Annotated in this window: 17 protein-coding genes and 1 pseudogene; 13 read left to right on the forward strand and 5 right to left on the reverse strand. The window is 57.9% G+C overall.

The genetic code is table 11. The annotated features are described in order from the left end of the window. Positions 1-14: 14 nt before the first annotated feature. From ACNJYA_RS11045 to ACNJYA_RS11055, 3 genes are all read left to right on the forward strand, one after another. Complete coding sequence (locus ACNJYA_RS11045; protein WP_439402865.1) at positions 15-3,023, forward strand: AAA family ATPase; 3,009 nt, start codon at positions 15-17, stop codon at positions 3,021-3,023. Further along, a complete protein-coding gene (locus tag ACNJYA_RS11050) occupies positions 3,020-3,865 on the forward strand; it encodes a hypothetical protein (protein ID WP_439402866.1) in 846 nt (281 codons plus the stop codon). Before ACNJYA_RS11045 ends, ACNJYA_RS11050 begins: the two co-directional genes overlap by 4 nt. Positions 3,866-4,136: 271 nt before the next feature. Then, positions 4,137-4,994, forward strand: a complete 858-nt coding sequence (locus ACNJYA_RS11055) for a hypothetical protein (RefSeq protein ID WP_439402867.1) — start codon at positions 4,137-4,139, stop codon at positions 4,992-4,994. A 61-nt stretch (positions 4,995-5,055) separates the two neighbouring features. Here the strand turns inward: ACNJYA_RS11055 and ACNJYA_RS11060 are convergent, their stop codons facing one another. From ACNJYA_RS11060 to ACNJYA_RS11070, 3 genes are all read right to left on the reverse strand, one after another. Further along, positions 5,056-5,364 (reverse strand): hypothetical protein, encoded by a 309-nt coding sequence (locus ACNJYA_RS11060; RefSeq protein ID WP_439402868.1) that lies wholly within the window; start codon positions 5,362-5,364, stop codon positions 5,056-5,058. An 86-nt stretch (positions 5,365-5,450) separates the two neighbouring features. Then, on the reverse strand, positions 5,451-8,273 hold the full coding sequence (locus ACNJYA_RS11065) for a type I restriction enzyme HsdR N-terminal domain-containing protein (protein WP_439402869.1): 2,823 nt from the start codon (positions 8,271-8,273) through the stop codon (positions 5,451-5,453). Positions 8,274-8,449: 176 nt separating this feature from the next. After that, positions 8,450-9,772, reverse strand: coding sequence for a hypothetical protein (locus tag ACNJYA_RS11070; RefSeq protein ID WP_439402870.1), 1,323 nt, complete (start codon positions 9,770-9,772; stop codon positions 8,450-8,452). Positions 9,773-10,685: 913 nt separating this feature from the next. Between ACNJYA_RS11070 and ACNJYA_RS11075 the strand changes: the two genes are divergently transcribed. Beyond that, a complete protein-coding gene (locus ACNJYA_RS11075) occupies positions 10,686-11,579 on the forward strand; it encodes a hypothetical protein (protein ID WP_439402871.1) in 894 nt (297 codons plus the stop codon). 384 nt (positions 11,580-11,963) lie between these two features. On the opposite strand, the gene ACNJYA_RS11080 is transcribed toward ACNJYA_RS11075, so the two are convergent. Continuing rightward, complete coding sequence (locus ACNJYA_RS11080; protein WP_439402872.1) at positions 11,964-12,923, reverse strand: helix-turn-helix domain-containing protein; 960 nt, start codon at positions 12,921-12,923, stop codon at positions 11,964-11,966. Positions 12,924-13,057: 134 nt separating this feature from the next. Here ACNJYA_RS11080 and ACNJYA_RS11085 point away from each other — a divergent pair, with 134 nt between their 5' ends. The 6 genes from ACNJYA_RS11085 to ACNJYA_RS11110 all read left to right on the forward strand — a co-directional run bounded on the left by ACNJYA_RS11085 (position 13,058) and on the right by ACNJYA_RS11110 (position 15,798). After that, the gene (locus ACNJYA_RS11085) at positions 13,058-13,243 is read left to right on the forward strand and encodes a recombinase family protein (RefSeq protein WP_439402873.1); all 186 of its coding nucleotides are present in this window, start codon (positions 13,058-13,060) and stop codon (positions 13,241-13,243) included. 19 nt (positions 13,244-13,262) lie between these two features. After that, the gene (locus ACNJYA_RS11090; RefSeq protein WP_439402874.1) at positions 13,263-13,766 is read left to right on the forward strand and encodes a hypothetical protein; all 504 of its coding nucleotides are present in this window, start codon (positions 13,263-13,265) and stop codon (positions 13,764-13,766) included. Next, positions 13,763-13,990: a WGR domain-containing protein gene (locus ACNJYA_RS11095; RefSeq protein ID WP_439402875.1), complete on the forward strand. Its 228-nt coding sequence runs from the start codon at positions 13,763-13,765 to the stop codon at positions 13,988-13,990. The genes ACNJYA_RS11090 and ACNJYA_RS11095 overlap by 4 nt, the downstream gene beginning before the upstream one ends. Beyond that, positions 13,987-14,934 (forward strand): hypothetical protein, encoded by a 948-nt coding sequence (locus ACNJYA_RS11100; protein WP_439402876.1) that lies wholly within the window; start codon positions 13,987-13,989, stop codon positions 14,932-14,934. Before ACNJYA_RS11095 ends, ACNJYA_RS11100 begins: the two co-directional genes overlap by 4 nt. 88 nt (positions 14,935-15,022) lie before the next feature. Continuing rightward, on the forward strand, positions 15,023-15,229 hold the full coding sequence (locus tag ACNJYA_RS11105) for a hypothetical protein (RefSeq protein ID WP_439402877.1): 207 nt from the start codon (positions 15,023-15,025) through the stop codon (positions 15,227-15,229). A 155-nt stretch (positions 15,230-15,384) separates the two neighbouring features. Next, positions 15,385-15,798, forward strand: coding sequence for a hypothetical protein (locus ACNJYA_RS11110; protein WP_439402878.1), 414 nt, complete (start codon positions 15,385-15,387; stop codon positions 15,796-15,798). Here ACNJYA_RS11110 and ACNJYA_RS11115 read toward each other — a convergent pair. After that, a complete protein-coding gene (locus tag ACNJYA_RS11115) occupies positions 15,760-16,221 on the reverse strand; it encodes a helix-turn-helix domain-containing protein (RefSeq protein WP_439402879.1) in 462 nt (153 codons plus the stop codon). The two genes, ACNJYA_RS11110 and ACNJYA_RS11115, sit on opposite strands and share 39 nt — an antisense overlap. Positions 16,222-16,362: 141 nt before the next feature. On the opposite strand from ACNJYA_RS11115, the gene ACNJYA_RS11120 reads away from it, so the two are divergent. The 3 genes and pseudogenes from ACNJYA_RS11120 to ACNJYA_RS11130 all read left to right on the forward strand — a co-directional run bounded on the left by ACNJYA_RS11120 (position 16,363) and on the right by ACNJYA_RS11130 (position 18,401). Beyond that, positions 16,363-17,163 (forward strand): hypothetical protein, encoded by an 801-nt coding sequence (locus ACNJYA_RS11120; RefSeq protein ID WP_439402880.1) that lies wholly within the window; start codon positions 16,363-16,365, stop codon positions 17,161-17,163. A gap of 116 nt (positions 17,164-17,279) precedes the next feature. Further along, a pseudogene (locus tag ACNJYA_RS11125) lies at positions 17,280-17,348 on the forward strand (hypothetical protein); the annotation flags it as partial. Between the two features lie 18 nt (positions 17,349-17,366). Next, entirely contained in the window at positions 17,367-18,401 is a 1,035-nt protein-coding gene (locus ACNJYA_RS11130) for an ImmA/IrrE family metallo-endopeptidase (protein ID WP_439403429.1), read from the forward strand. Positions 18,402-18,444: the final 43 nt, after the last annotated feature.

Below are 18,444 nucleotides of genomic sequence, written 5' to 3' on the forward strand. Positions count from 1 at the left end.
GAAGGGGAAATGCGATGCGTGCGATGATGATTTCGGTGTGGCGAGCGCGCCGGGCGATTGCCGTTCCAGTCGTCACGCTGATGCTTGCCGCCGCTCCATCGTTTGCCACGGACAAGCCAGGCGGTGGCGCGCCTCCGCAGGACGTTCAGCAGCCGCTGAACGCCCAGCAGATACCGTTGAATGTGCAGCAGACATCGCCAAGCGCTCAGCAACGCCCGGCCATCGACAAGTCGGCACCGGGCAAGGCTGAGATACCGGTCCAGCCTGGGTCCTCGTTCCAGATCCTTGATCTTAATCTCGGCGCCATCGAGCCGTCCCCCGTGATCCTCGGCAGCGCAGCGATCGGGTATTTCGAACTCCTCGTGCGGTATGTGGACGACTCCAGCGCGCGGCTGAACATGGGCGAGGCGCAGGATCGGCTGGCAGTCGCCATCGATGGCGAGACTATCGTTCGGGGTATTGCCTCGACGCGCCTTCCGGATTCACCCCAGGCAAGCCCAAGCAACGCACGCGTTGATCGGATGAAGGGATCGATTGTATTCACGCTGGACAACCAAGTGCGCTCGACGTTCCTCGGCGTCAACTGGGGCTCGTCCCATATCGTCTACCTTATCGACCGCGACACCGGTATCAAGTCGAACCCGTTCAATATTACAGTTCGCAGCCCTTTGCTGGCCCTGATCGGCTTCTCAGCGGCTGGCGTGGTGCTCTTTGGGCTGTTCGGCCTGGTCGCGTTTCGTGCTGTTCGGGCCAAGCCTCATAAGCTCGATCTCGATCCACCCGTTGTGGTTCCGTTCAAGCAGCCTGAAGCTGACGCGACCGCGCTAGCGCGGCCGGTATTGCCGACACCCGAGCTGCCATCGGCGTTACTGACGGCGCTCGCGGAAGGACGCGCGATGCTGGCGCTCGGCGGAGGCGCCTCCGCGCAGGCGGGATTCCCGGATGGCCCGGCTTTCGTGACCAGGCTGGTGGAGGGCCTGCGCGATGGGCTGCCGAAGAGCCTGATTGACAGCGTCGAAGCCGAGGCAAAATTGGCGGTGTCCGGCGACGGCTTTAACAAAGTCATGGACGCAATCGCAGCCGCGGTCCCACACGAGCGCATCGCGCGCGAGATGCAACAGATTGTCTCCGGGACGCGGCCCAATCGCTCCCTGCACACGACTCTGGCTGGCCTTGCCTGGCGCGGCGCCGTTACGCTCGCGCGCGACACGCTGGCGGACGGAATCTTCGCGGCAAAGTCCGGCTGGGCGAAGTTCGCGCTCGACCAAGCGAGTGAGCTCCCGAACGCCATCAAGAGCGGTACGTATCCGTTCCTGCGGCCGATGGGCGACCTCGACCGCCCCGATTCCCTGTCGCTGTCGATGACCGAATTCCGCCGCAACCTCGCGCGCTGGCCGGAGTTTCAGCGCCAGATGGCGCTTTTGCTTCAAACGCAGAATTTCATGTTCATCGGCGTCGGCGCCACCACGCTTGAGCAATTCCTTCAGGCGGTTGGTGTCGACTTGGAGATTACAGGCGAGCGGCATTTCGCGCTCGTGCCCGATCGCCATGACATCGGCCTGCTGGGTGCGACACTATCGCGATTCGGCGTGACGCTTCTGCCCTACACTGCGGATGCGACCCACACCGCGGTAACGGACTTTGTTGGGAAGCTGGCCTCTCGCGCTCGCGACACAGCGCCGGCCCGTGCTCGGCCGCAGGGCTCGTCCAATGAGTTCGCGACCGGCCGGATTGAGGCGATCAAGCTCTCCAATATTGGTCTCTTCGACAACCTTGATCTGAAATTCCAGACGGAGATTTCCGGTGTCCCGGGTGCGGCATGGACGGTGATCTTCGGTCCCAATGGTTGCGGTAAGTCGAGCATCTTGCAGGCCATCGGTCTTGCGCTCTGCGGAAATGAAGCGGGGGCTGCCGCCACACGCCTGCTCCAGGTGGGGAAAAGCGAAGCAGCAATCGAGCTCACCTTCGGCTCGCAGGTCGTGCGCACGCGGCTCGTGCGTAATCGCGACGTATCCGTGGTGCCGAGCGCGACCACGCCGGTGCAGGGCGGTCTGGCGCTGGTGCTCGGCTTCCCAGCCCTGCGCGGAGCTCCCTCAATCAATCCGAAGGGTGTGGCGCCGATCGAGGCTCGTCTTGCGGAGCCCGCGGACGTGCTGCCGCTGGTGAGCGGTGAGGTCGACCGCAGACTAGGCAGTTTCAAGCAGTGGCTGATCAACGTGCTGGAGCAGGCCGGGCGCGGAGACGCACGCGCTTTGGCGAAGAAGACTCTGCTCGACAACATCATCCGTGATGTGGTCCCCGGCATGTTCCGCAAACTTGCGCCGCTCGACAGCAGCTATGTCATCCGTGTGAAGATCGATGACAGCGACGTTGCTTCGCCCGAAGACGTCCCGTTCGATGATCTGAGCCAGGGTATGGTATCGATCTTCAACTGGCTCGGCGTGCTGGTGCAACGGATGTACGACTTTTATCCGCACGCATCCGAGCCGCAGAAGCAGCACGCGATCACCCTGATCGACGAAATTGACGCGCACCTGCATCCGGATTGGCAGAGGCGACTGGTCGAACTATCGAAGAAGTTCTTCCCGAATGTCCAGGTGATCGCTACCTCCCATTCGCCGCTGCTCGCAGGAGCGCTGCGCGGCAAGGAAATGTGCGTCCTGGAGCGCGACCCGCGCAGCGGACGTGTCGGTCCGCTGCCATTTGATCTCGATTTCTACGGTCGCAGCAGCCAGGAAATCCTGACGAGCGTGGTGTTCGGCCTGCAGTCGGACCGAAACCCGGAGACAGAGCGTCTTATTCACCGGTACTACGACCTGTTCGAGAAGGTGAAGCGGACCGAGCCAGAGGAGAAGGAGCTGCAGGAACTCGGCAAGCGCCTGAACAATGTGAGCTACGGCGCGATCACCGAGGCCGCCGTTGCCAAGTCCACAGAGCCAGAGGAGTGGTCGGCCGAAGAGACCGAAGCCTTACGCAAGCACTTCGAGGCGGCAAGCGCGGCAAAGTCGGGAGCGATCTCATGATCAGGGTAGCAAAAGACCCGCAACAGGACTCGGCCTGGCAGGACGTCTTCACCGAAGCTACGCGCGAACGCGGCGAACTGATCAAGGAGTTCAAGAAACGGGGCGACACTACAGTCAGTGACCAGCTCTACAAGAAGTACATGAGCTTTCTGCTGAAGGTGTTCAACCAAAAGTGCGCTTACTGCGAGACTGTGATCGGAAGCAATCAGCCCGGCGACGTCGAGCATTTCCGCCCCAAGGGCCGCGTTGCCGATGACAATTTTAGGCCAATCAGGGTCAAGGTCAGCAAGTGGGGCGAAATCGATCATCCTGGCTACTACTGGCTGGCTTACGATTGGGACAACCTGTTCCCGGCCTGCATTGACTGCAACCGCTATCGTAAACACGGCGCGGGCAAGGACGAGGGTGCGGGCAAGGCGGATCGCTTCCCGGTCGACGGATTCCGCGCATCCGAACCCGATGAAGAGAAGAGGGAAATCGCCCTGCTCATCAATCCGAGCAAGGACGAGCCAAATGATCACTTGCAGTTTCTCGATACCGGCGAGGTCGTTGCGAGAACCGAGATGGGCAAGCAGACGCTTCACCTTTTGGGTCTGAATCGCCGCGAGGTGCTCGTGAAGGCGCGCAAACTCGCGCTTGGCAGTGCACGCGCGCTGCTGCAGCAATATTGCACCGCTGTTCTGACGGGTAGCGAAGAGCAGGATGAGTTGCGCGAGCGAATCAACGCGATCTGGGAAGGGCGTGAAGCCTACACGGCGATGCAGAAGCTCGGATTCGAGATCATCCGTCAACGCATCGCGGGCAAGGGAATAGCCATCGAATTGCCGTTGAAGAAAATTTGAGCGCGAAAGGCCTTGCAATGAATTTCAATATTGTGGGGCGGGCAGTAATAGCTCTCGCCATTCTGGTGCTGACCCCAATTACTACGGCGTATGCAAAATTCGAGGTCGCCCCGGGCGGGGTCGTCGTGCTTGGACCGCCCGTCAACGGACAGGTCAAGGACGCGGTGTCCGAGCGGGGAGGAGCCGTGGCTCTATCCGAGACAAAAGACCCGAACCCCAGACGACGCTGATATACCTGCCGCCTGCAGGGGCGCGTGAGCTCGAGGATAAGGTGAGCTACAAGATCGGGGATGCGCCACAGACGCCGATCGAGATCAGCGTGCGGCCGCGAGCACCGACGCTAGACAGCCCCAACATCTATGATGCCTCGTTCAAGGCGATCTTCGTGCTGTTCATTCTTGCGGTTCTGGTGGAAAACGGGCTTGCCCTTCTGTTCCGATGGCGGCCATTTCTCAGCTATTTCGATTCGCGCAGCACGAATGCACTGGTCGCGTTCATTTTCTCGCTCGCTTTGGTGCTGTTATTCAATCTCGATATCGCGAACCAGCTGATCGGTATCTACACCGGTACATCCAGGACAGTCGAGCTGGCTAGCTGGGACGGCTTACCCGGGACACTGCTCACGGCAATGATTGTGGCCGGCGGACGCGCTGGTGTTAACAAGATCTTCCAGGCATTCGGCTTTCGTCCGACTAGCGTGGAAGAACAACCGCCGCCGCCGCAACTGGACGAACAGCATGCGTGGATAGCGGTCACGCTTTTGCGCGATAAGGCCGTCGGCACTGTAGCCGTTTGGATCAACGACGCCGTAGCTGGGTCGATTCCAGGTTCATCACCAAAAAACAAGTTTTGGCGGTTCTTCGTGCGCGATAAAGGTCGATATCCACAGACTGCCGGTCGTCCAGTAGAATCAGATGCTCCATATGCAATTGAACTCAAAGGCAACGACAAAGATGGGAAGGAGCTAAAAAGCTCCTGGGGGCCATACAAAATCGGTAAGCGGGCAGTCGTCGACATCGAGTTGAAAGTAATGATATCTCTGAACGGAGCGCGATGGGCAGCTTGGGCAGGACGCAATAGGGTGCCAACTCAAAGATCGGCTAACGCTGAGAGTCCCAGACAAACGTGAGCGTTTCAGATCAATGACCTACCCGGCAGTGGCAGATCGTCTTGTCACGATTGATGCGGTACTATGGCGCTAGCGCCACGAGATAGATCACGCGGGCAAAGGCTGAAAGGCCCGCAAGATCAAACAAAATGCCAAGAAGCTTTGGCTTCCACGGATTGCTTCTCTTCGTAATAAAGGAGCCCGGAGTGGGACCATTGAAGATTTCAGTTTTCTCTGGACGGCAGATCCATTCGCCAACCCCAACAAACAAGAGAGCGGCGCCAAAATACATTCCGATCGGGTTCTGCTGATTGACTGCGGCTGCAGTGATCGCCGCGCCTGCGACACCAAGCAGGCTCCACCAATGCGCGAATTTCTTTAGTTCATCCATTGTGGCGTCCTCCCAAGGCTCCAAGGCTATGATCACCTGCAAAGGAGCTCCAAGGCGCGGCCTTGGAGCAAGGCCGATTTCCAATATCAGTCTCGATGAGGCATCGACGAGAAGACTCTCTCGAGATCGTGGGTAAGCAGACTGCAAGCATCGTGGATGGCGGGCGTTGCTCCGTCGAAGTGACCAGTCCATTGCCGACCGGAGAAATCCGAAAGCTGGGTGAAGCCGCCGTACCGAGGAATATTGGCGTTGGGTCGGCCGAGCGCGGCCAGAGCCGTGCGGGTTTGCTCGACCTCCTGTTCTAATTGCCCTATATCCGCGAAGGGAGCTCGGCTGTCAAAAGTCACGTCGGCGCCAGCCTCCTGCCAAGTCGCCACTGGTGACCAACTAAAGTAGATCGTCGAACCCATGCGGGGCGGAACCTGCCGCACCACCGTGAGCCTCCAGCGCACGGGTAGCACAGGAAAGAAGGTCATTTCCTTGGTGATCGCCGAGTAGGTTGCTTGCACAATTTCAGCGTAGATGGCTTGCGCCCGGCGGTATTGTTCGTTCAGGACCCGGCTTATCGTATCGTCCGACTGTGCATCTAAGTTCTCATCCCAGCCGAGCCTGATCCACCACGGTTCCAGTGCTGTCACGCCACCGGCACGTAGGACCACAAGGTCGTCGAGCAGTTCCTGAATCGAGAATCGTTCGTCAGTGGAGGGTGCAGGTATCACGCTCTTGTCTTGGTGCGGCCTTAAGAACCGTTCGAGCGCGTCGAGGTCCATGTCCAGCGTCAGCGGGAGATCATATTCTTTCACAAGAAACCGACATCGCCCTACTAGCCTGTCTCGAGCCAGCGCCAGGCCGCCCCGGAAGGCCTGTGACTTCACCCCACTTAGGATGCTCTCCTTCAAAAGCGCAATGGCCACCAGGCGCGCGCTGTCCAAGCGATAATCTGACAGATCCAGGCTTACACCACGAATGATGCCTGGGAAGGATGGGGGCCGTGCCACAACGGATGGCCCCTCAGGCGAGCCCCTTAAATGCAGCTTATAGGAAAGCTGACGGGATGGAACATCGATGGTGCCTGTTACGGCTAATTCGCTTCCTCGCTCGCCGGTGATTTGTTCAATAACGGTCTCACGCAGTACGCCGAAAAAGCTTTCGAGAGGCTGCTCGATCCCTTCAAGTAGTTCACTCAGGTATTCTTCTGACAGCTTTCCCGGATCGAGCTTGTCCAGCTCCGCTGAAACGTCAAAACGATATCGAAGCGCGTCGAAGTACACAGATGGCCCGGCTTCAGTCAGGCGCTTCCATAACGCCAATTGGAGTCGGCGCGACGGTAGCTGCGCCATCAGCAAGACTGGGAAAAACGAATCTGGCGCCATGGGCAGTGTCGGTATTCGCTCGAGCAACTCGACTTCGGATCCGCATGCAATCTTCTTGGCTCGCAGATAGTCCGCGAGCGCTTCATGATGGACTTCAATCGCTGAACCGTTCATCCGAGCGGCATCGCATGCGACCAATTCATTCAGGACAACAGGCGGAATGTCGGCTTGCTGCATGAGCGTCAGCAAATGTTCCCCTGCAATCGGCCCATCGAGGGTTGCGTCTGCAATCAGGGTGAGGCCCGCCTCCCGACGAATCGAGGAGACCACGTCCCCCTCTTCGGCCTTCAGCACGGTTTTGAGCCAAGATTGGAACAGCGGTAGGAGGCTGCTCGGAAATGCGTGTTCGCGCTTCCAGAAATCCAATGTCAGCTGCAGCAAAAGCGGATTCTCGCAAAGAGCCCCCAACGTAGGAGACATCATGCCGATGACCGAGAAGAAATCGCCGCTCCCATCATCCAGAATAATTTTTTCGACGTCGCGCTGCTCGGGCACCGTCAGCGGGTTCAGCGTGAACAGAGGAAGAGCGACGTCAGGTCGGGCTGCGTCGCGGGAGAACACGATGATTTGGAGAAGCGGGTAGTCACGGAGCAGATTCTTTATTTCGGTGCAAAGATGCCGCCGGAACCGGGGCGATGCCCTGTCGAATTCATCGCAAACGATTGTTGCTCCAGCCGTGCGCAAGCGGTCCTTCAACGCGGACTCTGTTACGCTTGGCTGATGCGCCGACAACCGGCGCTGCATGAATTCGAGCACGGAGGCTCCCGTTTCCTCAAGATCGATCACGGGAACGTCGAACGGCAGGCGCGCGCCGGCGTCGCGCCAGCGATTTTCAATGGCCTGCCGCAACAGTCGGTTGGAGAGCGTCGTTTTTCCATACCCTGAAGGGGCCACGACGACGCACCCGGACGGGCATTCCGTTAAAAGCATGCCCGTCTGCAGGTTCCTCGCTGCGCCAGCACGAGAGACCGTTCGATCAATTGAGGCGGCATACCGAGCAGTTCGCCTTAGCTCCTCCGTTTCGTAACGAGCAAAGTCGGACGAAGCCTCGAGAATCGTTTTGACGTGGAAAGTGCGGCAATAGTCGGCGATGGCCCTCTTGGCCAAAAGTTGCTCGACCATGCCGCGGTTTGCCGCAAGAGCTGAGACCGGTCCTTCGAAAACGCGTTCACTATCCTGCGTCGCCTTAAGCTGCCAGATTTCGATCTGCTCACCGTTCGTCAGAACTAGCAGCGGCACCTTTAGGTTCGCCGCGTACGACTCTCCCTGCGACTTGCCATTTGGCAAAGTTTCGCCCGGTGCCTTCGCTTCGATGACCAGTAGCGAGGTATTTCGGGTATGCAGAGGGCCGTTGAAGCAAACGAAGTCGGCTTCAGGCCGGCGTCCCACTCGCCCTTCACGGAACTCTACTGGATACTTCGAGGCGATATCGTCAGGCTCATAGCCTAGTTCCTTCAACAGCGGGACGATGAGACGCAGCTCGACATCGGCTTCACTGGTAAAGCCAGCGGGTATATTGTTCCAAAAATCAGACATTTAAACGTGCGTGGGTGGAGAACTGCAGTGGCATCTTGGCCGATTCTAGCTCGCCATGCTGATGCGATTCGAGCGTGTAGAGTACGCTGGTCCCTCAACTATGTCGCTGGTCTGAAAATACTTCAAATGGGAGTTTTGGAAACCTCGGCAGACCGCTCCGGCCGCGAGCGGATCGCTCACTTCTGCTGGATGTCCAAGTCTGCGCCGCAGGCGAGTGCCGAGGTCGAGGCGCTTGTCGTCCAGTCGAACCCCACGTGACCGAGCCCTTTAGATGTTCTGTCTTCTGTGTTTCGCACAATGTGTGGCGGGGGAGTGGGTTTGGTAACCCCTGTCCGGTTGTCGAACCAATCCGCCAAATGATGGGGATCGTAGGTGTTGAAGAGCGGATGCTTGTACGTGTTTTTCGGACCGTACGAATAGATCAGTCTCTGATACGATCCGGAAGGCGGTTGCGGAATGCTCGGGGAATTCGAACGGCCGCCGTGGTGGGGACACAGAATGGCGTCGTGTTGGCCGCTTGCCGGAATCACGCGGAGATCGTCATATCCGGCGTCGGCCGGCATGAGCACGGGCAGCCCAGTGACGCCGGTGGGCGGATGAACCTCAAGCGACAGCCCGGAGGTGTTTTTCGAGGAGCCCGTGCATAGACTGATTTCAAGCTGACCAATCCGTTTGGTGCTCAGTCCGAACGGCCAAACCAGAATGGAGCCGCCCGCAGCTTGGATTGCCTTGATGAGTGAAGAATGATGAGGCGCGCGTTTTGTGCTGTTCGAAGTCTGTCGCGGCACAATCCATGTCTGCGTATGGACGCGGGTATCGCGGCCCTCCGAAGACCAGTGATCGTGATCCCAATGCGATAGGATAATCGGCGGGCTGTTGCACTGGCAGAACGAGGTAAGCGCTGGGGGGAACGTGAAGGTGTTGGGAGCGGCGCCGCCCCCGAAATCGAAGTAGCAGACGACTTCCTGATTCGAGATGAGGCCGTTGGCCGAACCTTGGCCTACGTCGTAAACCGCGATTTCGTCCAAGGTGGATGAAGAGCGGAGAGCGTTCTCGATCTCCTGCTCAGTTGCGTCCGCCACTCCAGTCACCGGATCGAGCGGATCGAGAGAATTCAGGAACTGCCCTGCGTCGGGTGCGGCCGGCTCTATCGATACCACCCCGACATCGATCGCGGGGCCGAACAGATTGTCGAACAAGGCCGCGGGCCTTCCGCCGTCGGCCAGCGCTATCCTTACCCAGGTGCCCTCGAGCCCCAGCAGTGCTCCCTCGATCGAAGTTCCGAAAGATGTAGGGCCGCCGATCGCGGTCACGTCAACGAGGTCGTACCGGACTTCGAGCAGATACAAAGGCATTGAAGCGTAGAACTGTGTGCTTCCTGCTGGGTCGAGCGGGACAGGCACCGCCGACGCAAGTTGCGCCTGCAACCAGTCTCCTCCGACCGTGCCGAACATGAGGACGACGCTTCCGTCGTCAGAGATTTCGGCTTGATCGAGCACTCCGTATAGAACATCCGGAAGGTCACGTTTTCGCATTTGCGGCCCGGATGGCGGCGACGGGCCATTCGGCTGCAGAGCCTGCATGAGTAGGAACGGGTTGCAGTAGTGCGTCGATTTCCTTCCACCGCCCGGTTGCCCGTCTTGGTTGCCCGAAGATTGCGCTGGGAATTGCATGACCGTCCGGACGTGCCCGGAAGACGGCCGCATAGGCTGCTGCATCGAGACGGAAGTTGCAGAATCAGCACGCGTCATCGTGCCACCTTCGGGGCAGAGGGATGAAGTACTGGGAACAGCGGGCCCCCTTGTTCGAACGGCGGACCTTCTTCAAACCCGAGAGGATTGTCCTCGATCTTCCTGTCCAGTTCGCTATGAGCTCTACTGCCCTATTTGCTCGCTCGAGGTCGAAATCTGCTCGTGGTGCTACTTCAAAAACTACACAGCTGGAAAAATGGGGTTGCGACCTGAAGTTATACGTTACCAAAGTACACGTCCAGATGAAATTCCTTACGATCTGTTTCGCAAGGGTGCATGCCTTCACGGACCGCGATGTCCGCCTTCGTATCGCCTCGCCGCGCTGGGCTTCCTCGCGGTGCTGGTCACCGGCCTGATTAGGGCGACCGGTCAGGGGTCGAATTGCCGTGTGCGAGGCAGCCTACCGCCCCGCGCTTGGATCCTCTCAGGATTTCAATCCAGCGCGCAAGCGATCTCTTTCCGAGTCGCGCTGATTCCGCTAAGGCAGCCATGTCGGATTTTCGCGACGTGGCCATCGCACCGAGTGCAAATTACCGTACCCGATCTTCATCGTCTCCAACGTCATGCGCCACTTGTAAGTACTTAAAGTTGAAATCATAATCGAAGGCCCGGCGCGGTGCTGGACGAGCCCTCTTCGGAGGGCTTTTGACTAGGTGATTTCATGGCCGCGAAAAATTGCGTTTATCTCTCGACTTTAGGCACCAAGGATGCCCCGCCAACCAATGCAAGCGAGGTCGTCTTTGAGACACTTGTTGCTCCTGTGATGGAAAACTTTCCCAACTTCGAGATAACGCACTTTCAATCTTTTCGGGAACCGGGCTCGATCAACCGAGCGTTTATGGACCATGTTCTAGCGGCCGATTTGGTAATCGCAGACGTGACTGATCTGACGTCTGATGGATTTTACGAACTTGGAGTACGCCATGCGACACAGCTTCCCACTATTCTGTTAGCTCAGGATGGCGGACACATACCTTTTGACCACAAGGACTATCGTTTTGTTGTGTACCCGTACGAGGCAACGGACGACGAAACTGAGCAAAGGGCGCGCGAGGCTCTGGCCGAAGCAATCCGGGCTGTTCTTGAAAATCCGCCGACTTCTCCCGGGTCATTACTGCCGGGCACGGATATAACCCCACGCGAGATGCGTCACGAGTTGGCTTTGCGAATACATGACGCCGCTGACGCTCTCCGTACGCTGCGGATAAACTCCGCTGCCGACGTCGTCGCCTCACTGGATAAAATCGCCACAGACCTTGAAGCGATCGAAGATGAAGAGATGCCATCCGCAATAAAAGATGCGGGCGAGAAGGTACTCAAGATTCTTTCGCGTATAGCTGACCAGCTTGCAACCGTTAAGGGCTCGCGGATTATCATTGCCGGAATTATCTCGCTTGTACTTGGAGGTGCTGGGTACCCAGGAGCTACAATTTATGGGTTAACGTTGGCCTTCGGCAAGGGCCCGAGATATTCTCAAAGGCGATCGAGGCGTTCGCGAGGCGTAAGAAGTAAGTGTCCATTTTTTTCTGAGAACGAATCGCTGTACCATTCGTAGCGATCAGTGAAAGAACCACAGGACCATTGCAGCAATCGCAATCGGCAAGTGTTGCCTTCCATCCCTTGGCATCTAAATCGAAGCCAGGGCCTTTAAAGCCCAGTTGGTAATCCTGATCAACTTAAAGGTCTCAAGCCGACGCGAAATGCTCGTCGTGTTTTGTATCGTCGTCAGTTGAGATCAGCGTGGCTGAGCCTTCGCGATATTTGTCTCGAACTTAAGGCCGTCTCTGCCAATTTCGATTCGGTAATTTCCACGCGCTAGCCATGGCGGCGAGATTAGCACGGCTAGGACGACAATCAGCCGGTTCGGGTCAAGACGCATTTAGGCTTCCCGTGCGTGGTTCGGTATCCAGCAGGGCTGTCGAATGAGTTTAGCTCGACCCTAGCGAAGCCCGTCGACATAACGCTTTGCTTTGCTGACAGCGCCCTCAAGCGTGATGTCTTCAAGGATGATGTTGCCCTGACCGAGACGATTGACCAAGTGAGGGCTCGTCGAACTCAAGTTGATAACCCACCGGTTGGGGAAAATAGGTGGAGACTGATAGCTGATCTCGTAACCGCGATAGTCGATTACGTAATTGCCGGCGCTTTCCATCCTGGGCTCCTCTCTTGGAATAGGGCTTTGTTCGAGCGCGGTGAGCGCGAACGCTACGGCCGAAACTAAATCGTCGGGAGCCTTTGTTCCGAGCATCAGGAGCTCCTTGAAGATTTCCTCAATCCGCAGTCCGCTATCAACGATGTGGGCGAGACCACGACTGCTCAGCTGAAAGAGCTCTTCCGCCAGCGCATGTATTTTGCCTTCTTGCGCGAGCTTCTGTGCAGGTGTGTGCGTTTTGGTGCCTGCTCGCACGTAGAATTTGGCGCCTTCCCGGACGTCTTGGGAAATTGTGAACAGCAAATTCTGAAGGGTGGGAGCCTGGTGATCGTCCCCTTTTGAGACCCGGTCGAGTTCGACGGCGTTCCACACGTCCTGTCGTTCGTTCTCCAACACAAACGGCGTGTGAAAGTCGACGCGGCCGCTTAACTGCTGCACGCGGGCTAGTACCGCTGCATTGTTCGGGTGAGGCTCCTGGATCATGACCGCTCGCTGAGCGTGGGGGCGGTAAGCGTCAACGAACATCGGAGCGGTCGCGTAGACTAGGGTTAGGGGACCGTGCAGGGCCGATTCCTGCTTCAACCGCCGATCCCAGATATGTCTGATGTTAGCGGCGGCCTGCGGCAACTCGCCCTCCATGTTCTCCCAGCTCTGAATCGTCGTCCGGCTTACCTTCACGCGATCCGCTAGGACAGTCTGCGTCAGACCGAAACTCTCCCGCCAAGCCTGGAAATCCTCACCGTTCATCATAAAAAGCCTAAAAGCGAGTGCCTCGTCGCTAATAATACCAGATTACGGTCCTAAGACCAGAACAAAGCTCAGAATCCGAGCGTTCTTTGCTTGCCAGGGCGGTTCCAAGGGCTTACGCTGCACAAATAGACATGATCGAAAGTAGCCCAAAATCGCCTCATCGGATTTACGCCCGTGTCAGCAGCACTGGGCTGACATTCGAAGCCCAGCTGGCCCAGTTGAAGGCTGCCGGGTGCGATCCGATTTTCAAAGACACAGCCAGCGGTGCCCGCGTCGCCCGGCCGAGATTGCCCGCAGCTACAACGTCAACCGGATGACCATCACGAGGCTCACACCATGACCGGCCTCGAAATTACTGGCGCGGTTCTCAAGCCCGTCTACTACGTGTTCCAAATCGTTCACGGCCTTTTCACGGGTCGGAGGGGTGCTGGCGGCTTTCGCGTCCCGCGCAAGACGCTCATCCTGCTGCCTCTCAACACGCACCCCACGCACTGGGGCATCGCTAAGAACGGCGACATCGAGCTGATGCAAATCAGCGGCTCGCTGAAAGCCACGAATATCTCGGACTGCGCGGTACAGCCCAGCGATATCCAGGTCATCTGGCCCACATACACCGAGGTCGAGACAAAGCTGCTGATGGTCGAGGGCGCCAACGGCATGCACAGCTCCCGCAACATGATCCCGAAAGGTGCGATCGGGCACATCTCCTTCACGCTGATCCTCAAACCCGTGTGGGGTAAGCGCGGCGAGAAATTGCTGGTCAAGCTCGCCGTGTTCGACCAATTCGGCAATGCGCATAAGATAAAGCTGGAATGCCGTTACATGGGGCCGTCGGCATGACAGCATACTACCTCACGCGCATCGGTGCGGACGAGAACATGGCGCGGTTCTACAAGATCGACGTGCAACCCACGTTGTTCGGCGAATGGGCCGTTATCCGCGATTGGGGACGCATTGGCCGGGGAGGGACTGTGTGCAGTACGCCCTGTGGCACAGCTAGCGAGGCGGAAGCCGCCCGCGACCGGCAATGGCGTATCAAGGAAGCAAGGGGATATGCGAAATGAGCGCCTACAGCCCCCCGCTTCTCAAAATCTTGTTCTCGAAATCCGGCAACCGCTGTGCATTCCCCAAGTGCACGTCTCCTATCACCGAGGGTGAAACCGTCATCGGCGAGATTTGTCACATCGCCGCAGCTAGCCCGAAGGGGCCGCGTTTCGACGCGAGCCAGGATGACGCCGCGCGGAACGGCGTGGACAATCTCGTCCTGCTTTGCCCGACCCATCACACCGTGATCGATGCCGACGTTGAATCCTATACGGTCGAACGCCTGCTCAAGATGAAGCGTGATCACGAAGCTAGCGTGACACCCGTTCAAGGTGCGGAAGCCGCTAATGGGACGTTGCTCCTACTCGATCAGTCGGTGCGTAATGAAAATCAGCAAGGAGGGCTGTCTGCTCACACAGTCACCGCGAACACCATCAACATCCACGGCGCCGCGGTCGCGGATAAGCGTTCGTCCGAAGCCATCGAAAAACTGTGGCTTGTGATCCTTAGCCTTAAACAGCACTTCGGCGATATCGTCTATTTCGATACGATTCTAACGACCGAAGAATTGGATCACTATTTTGAGACCGGTGAGGGCGGCCGCGCCTTCGACCCCTTGCATTTTTATCGCAGCTTCGATGTGGTTTCGGAGAAGATGACGCTCTCAGAGTCCACCAAGATGGAAAGCGAGCGTCTCTTCGTAACGCCTGAGCTCTGGGCGATCTTTTTCTGCATTCAAGCCATTTACGGTCGCACTGCCTTGCTTTTCCATCGCTCGTTCGGAGAGCACAAATTCATCGACTGGCGATCGGATACGGGGATCGATCAGCACCTGCGCGCCGTCCTGCCGGCGCCTACGGTTGACAGGCTCAAGGCCACAAGGCCCTATGGCCTGCAGAACCTGATCAACACACTCGAAAGTTTGTATCTGCAGACGGCAAAGGCCGGCCAGAGCGTCGCGTAACGACCTAACGCGGCTGGTTGTTTTTAGATCAGCATGCATTGTCCTGGTACGGTAATCCGCAGATTGTCTGCCGCACGGACATCCAATCATGCAAACAGCATTCGACGACTTCAACTCCCGAGATGCCGCGCTCGTAGAACGTCAGAAGGCGGCAATCACAGATGCTCAACGCATCGAACTCGAACGCATGCGCCGCATTCTCCTAGTCAAGCTAGAGGCAACAATCCAGCGGGAATATTCAAATGAATTCGACAGGGGTGAATGCGAGACTGTTCGACAAAAAAGAGCGGCTTAGGGCGACTCGAAAGCATGGTCGACGTGCTCGATGGTTTCTTGAGGCGTTCCCGCATCCGCCGGATCGCTGTAACGGCACGAGCTTCGTCGAGTGCAATGGTGTCCGCGATAAACTGATCCGCTGACTTCGCTTTCATGTTGAGTCCGGGAGAGTTGGTGCAGGAAAATCTTCAGATTTTCCGTGACGACCATTGCGGTCTGCGTCTTGACGGCCGCGGCGACGACATGGACTCGCTGGGATCGGGGAGGCCAGCTGCGGCAGAAATGATGTCGCTGAAGTCCGTCACCATGGCATCCTCGAAAGCTGCTTGCATGCTCGCGCGTGCTCGCTTCACTCGTTCGGCCGCATCGGTGCGGCCCTTCTTGCGCAGGATTTCTTCGATGGCAGCTTCAGTTTCGTCGAGAATGCGACCCGACCAGCGGACACGCAAAAATCCCGGCTCCGCCCAAGGTCAACAGCAGATTGCATTTGAGGTCGCTGGCAAGGGTGCACGCATCGACAAGCGCAGTAAATCGATTGGCGAACAAGTTCTACATGTCCTCTGCGTCCAGCTCGGCGAGATCCAATAGAGCTTTGCCGCGTTTCTCGTCCCGTCCACGCTTATAGGCAAATAAGTCTTCTGCCCTGATCCTGCGATGACGCCCGACCGTCGTAAAGTGAATGTCACCTCGTTCAAGCAATGAAATCAGGAAGGGACGCGAGACATTGAGGATGTCGGCCGCCTGCTGAGTCGTCAGCATGTCATGCACCGGCACGAGCGTCACCGCATCACCGCGCGCGATATGCCGCAGTAATTCCAACAGTAGGCCCGACAGGGCCGGAGAAAGAGTGATCTCTGTCGGCTTCTTCTGCTCATCCTTGAGCACGCGCAGTTTGACGTCGCCATTGACATGCGACGCAAGCACCTGGCGAAGCTGGTTGGCGGCGGCCTTCTCGCTCGCGGAAGGCAGCCGGTCAGTCCCCAATTCCTGGGCATAGGCTGGCATGGTCATCGTGATTCTTTCTGGCACCAGAGTAATATAGGCTATATTCGAAATAAACGCAACCAACGAAATAATCGCAACAAATGAAGTAAACGTAACTTACAAAAGTTCCGCATCGGGCCGCCAGACTCCTTATTGCGCCCCGGCGCAATGGAGGCACCAACTCTTGCTTTACGCACAATATGCAGCGATAAATCGGGTTATGCGCATGATTCGAGGGTATCCATGACTGCTCCTATCCGCTCCCGGCTTCGCACGGTTCTGTCACGTAACCTGCTGCTCGACCTCGAAGACCGGATTAGGGCGGAAGCGCTGCGCGCGCACGAAGTCGTCCGCGATAGCTTCGAGGGGCTGACCCCTTTGCGAGCGCGCGGTCTGGAAGGTCAGGCTCGCTTTCGCAGCTGTGAGCAAGGCTTCGAGGACGTCTGCGTCTTGCACGGCGGACATCTGCTCGAGGGCGGAGTCATGCCGAAGACGGATTTGCGTGTCCATCAGCCCTTCATGCGCTTCGAGCAGGAAGGGCAGGGCATCATCCTCGCCCTCGCCAGCATGTCCGTGACGGGCGCTCTGCCCGCCAAGAACAAATCGCGCTTGGCTGGCGTGAGCATCAACTACGAGCTATCTCTGCGCCTCGATTTCGACGGCAAGGGTCCGAAGATCGGCGACATTTTCGTAGCGCTACTCGTTGCGCGCGATCGCGACCGCGCCGGCAAGATCGAAGAGATCGCCGTCGGCGTCATCGAGTCGAGCTATGAGGGGTTCCTTTACTATGAGAGCCTAGACTCGTTCCTTACGGGTGAAGGAGACGCCGAGCCGGATGTTCCGCCGCCGGCGCCGATTGGGCCGCCGGACTTCGAGCGGCCGCAAGTTACGTTGAAGAGCGTGATGAAGCCGTTCGTGCCTCCTGAGGCCCCGACTGCGAAGAAAGAGGAGGGTGATGCCCAGGGCTGATCTTCCTTTGGGCTATTGGCAACACGTTCGACCTTGGTGAATACATGCGAGTAGGTACGCCCGGATTTGTGCCGGCGCGTCTGACCGAAGTCCGGGCAGCGCGGCGGTTGACAAGTATGTCCGCCTTAGCGCGACGGCTTGGCTTTAGCTCAAGCACTGTCACACGATGGGAGGATGGCACAAGCGCGCCCGACGCGGATGCCATGACTGCTCTAACGGAAACATTGCAGGTTCGGCGGGAGTTTTTCCTCCGCCCTACCTATCAGAGCGAACGCGCGCTATTTTATCGTTCACTCTCTTCGACGCTTGTTCGCGACATTGACTATCAAGAATCGCAGCTGCGTTGGTTGCAAGAAATAAGCTCCATCCTCCAGCACTACGTCGACTTTCCCTCTATCGACGTGCCCGATGTACTCGGGAAGTCGAGCTACAAACAATTGCGCGATGAAGACATCGAGAGCATTGCGCTGGATCTGCGCCGGCATTGGAAAATCGGCGAGGGGCCGTGCACCGATATGGTCGCCTTGCTCGAACGCGCTGGGATGATTGTGGGCTCGATCGAGATGGGCACCGCAAAACTCGATGGCGTTTGTACCTGGTCAAATGCAGAGGACCGGCCGCACGTTCTGCTTGCGACCGACAAGATGTCGTTTCCACGCCGCCAGATGGATGCAGCGCATGAAATGGCTCACGCGGTGCTCCACAAGAATGTCACGCGCGACGAGCTTAAGAAGGACCTCAAGCAGATTGAAGCGCAGGCCTTTCGTCTGGCAAGCGCGTTCCTCTTGCCGTCGACAACATATCCTCGAGAGGTCAGGCGTCCTTCTCTCGCCGTGCTCCAGACGCTGAAAGAGCGATGGCGCGTATCGATCAAGGCTCAGATCAAGCGTTTGGCAGACCTTAGACTTATTCCCGACGGCTATGAGGTCGATCTTTACAAGCTCTACTCAGCCAAAGGGTGGAATCGAGAAGAGCCATTGGATCGGGAGTGGCCTCTCACGGAGCCACGAATTCTTGCGAACGCCTTGAACTTGATAGCCAATGCGGGCGTGCGCACCAAGGCCGACCTGTTGGCGGTAGAGTTCACGATGTCTGCCGGTGACGTCGAAAATCTGGCCTCGTTGCCGCCTGGCTGGTTTTCAGCGCCAGCTGCCGAAGTCGTACAGCTCAAGGCACCGCCGGGCCGGGATGCGTTATCCCAAGGACCGGGCGTCGTAGTGCCCTTTTCGAGAAAGTAAAGTGAGACATCGTTGTGCCTTCGGAATTGGTCTGCGCGGTCTT

Source organism: Bradyrhizobium sp. BLXBL-01 (assembly GCF_051853025.1).
Taxonomy (GTDB): domain Bacteria; phylum Pseudomonadota; class Alphaproteobacteria; order Rhizobiales; family Xanthobacteraceae; genus Bradyrhizobium.

What these genes read in the sequence shown, in the direction of transcription:
- ACNJYA_RS11100 (WP_439402876.1), top strand. Translation starts at nt 13,987, where the DNA reads ATGAGCGCCTACAGCCCCCCGCTTCTCAAAATCTTGTTCTCGAAATCC.
- ACNJYA_RS11050 (WP_439402866.1), top strand. Translation starts at nt 3,020, where the DNA reads ATGATCAGGGTAGCAAAAGACCCGCAACAGGACTCGGCCTGGCAGGAC.
- ACNJYA_RS11045 (WP_439402865.1), top strand. Translation starts at nt 15, where the DNA reads ATGCGTGCGATGATGATTTCGGTGTGGCGAGCGCGCCGGGCGATTGCC.
- ACNJYA_RS11075 (WP_439402871.1), top strand. Translation starts at nt 10,686, where the DNA reads ATGGCCGCGAAAAATTGCGTTTATCTCTCGACTTTAGGCACCAAGGAT.
- ACNJYA_RS11085 (WP_439402873.1), top strand. Translation starts at nt 13,058, where the DNA reads ATGATCGAAAGTAGCCCAAAATCGCCTCATCGGATTTACGCCCGTGTC.
- ACNJYA_RS11120 (WP_439402880.1), top strand. Translation starts at nt 16,363, where the DNA reads ATGGAGGCACCAACTCTTGCTTTACGCACAATATGCAGCGATAAATCG.
- ACNJYA_RS11095 (WP_439402875.1), top strand. Translation starts at nt 13,763, where the DNA reads ATGACAGCATACTACCTCACGCGCATCGGTGCGGACGAGAACATGGCG.
- ACNJYA_RS11080 (WP_439402872.1), bottom strand. Translation starts at nt 12,923, where the DNA reads ATGAACGGTGAGGATTTCCAGGCTTGGCGGGAGAGTTTCGGTCTGACG.
- ACNJYA_RS11105 (WP_439402877.1), top strand. Translation starts at nt 15,023, where the DNA reads ATGCAAACAGCATTCGACGACTTCAACTCCCGAGATGCCGCGCTCGTA.
- ACNJYA_RS11130 (WP_439403429.1), top strand. Translation starts at nt 17,367, where the DNA reads ATGACTGCTCTAACGGAAACATTGCAGGTTCGGCGGGAGTTTTTCCTC.
- ACNJYA_RS11060 (WP_439402868.1), bottom strand. Translation starts at nt 5,364, where the DNA reads ATGGATGAACTAAAGAAATTCGCGCATTGGTGGAGCCTGCTTGGTGTC.
- ACNJYA_RS11115 (WP_439402879.1), bottom strand. Translation starts at nt 16,221, where the DNA reads ATGACCATGCCAGCCTATGCCCAGGAATTGGGGACTGACCGGCTGCCT.
- ACNJYA_RS11065 (WP_439402869.1), bottom strand. Translation starts at nt 8,273, where the DNA reads ATGTCTGATTTTTGGAACAATATACCCGCTGGCTTTACCAGTGAAGCC.
- ACNJYA_RS11090 (WP_439402874.1), top strand. Translation starts at nt 13,263, where the DNA reads ATGACCGGCCTCGAAATTACTGGCGCGGTTCTCAAGCCCGTCTACTAC.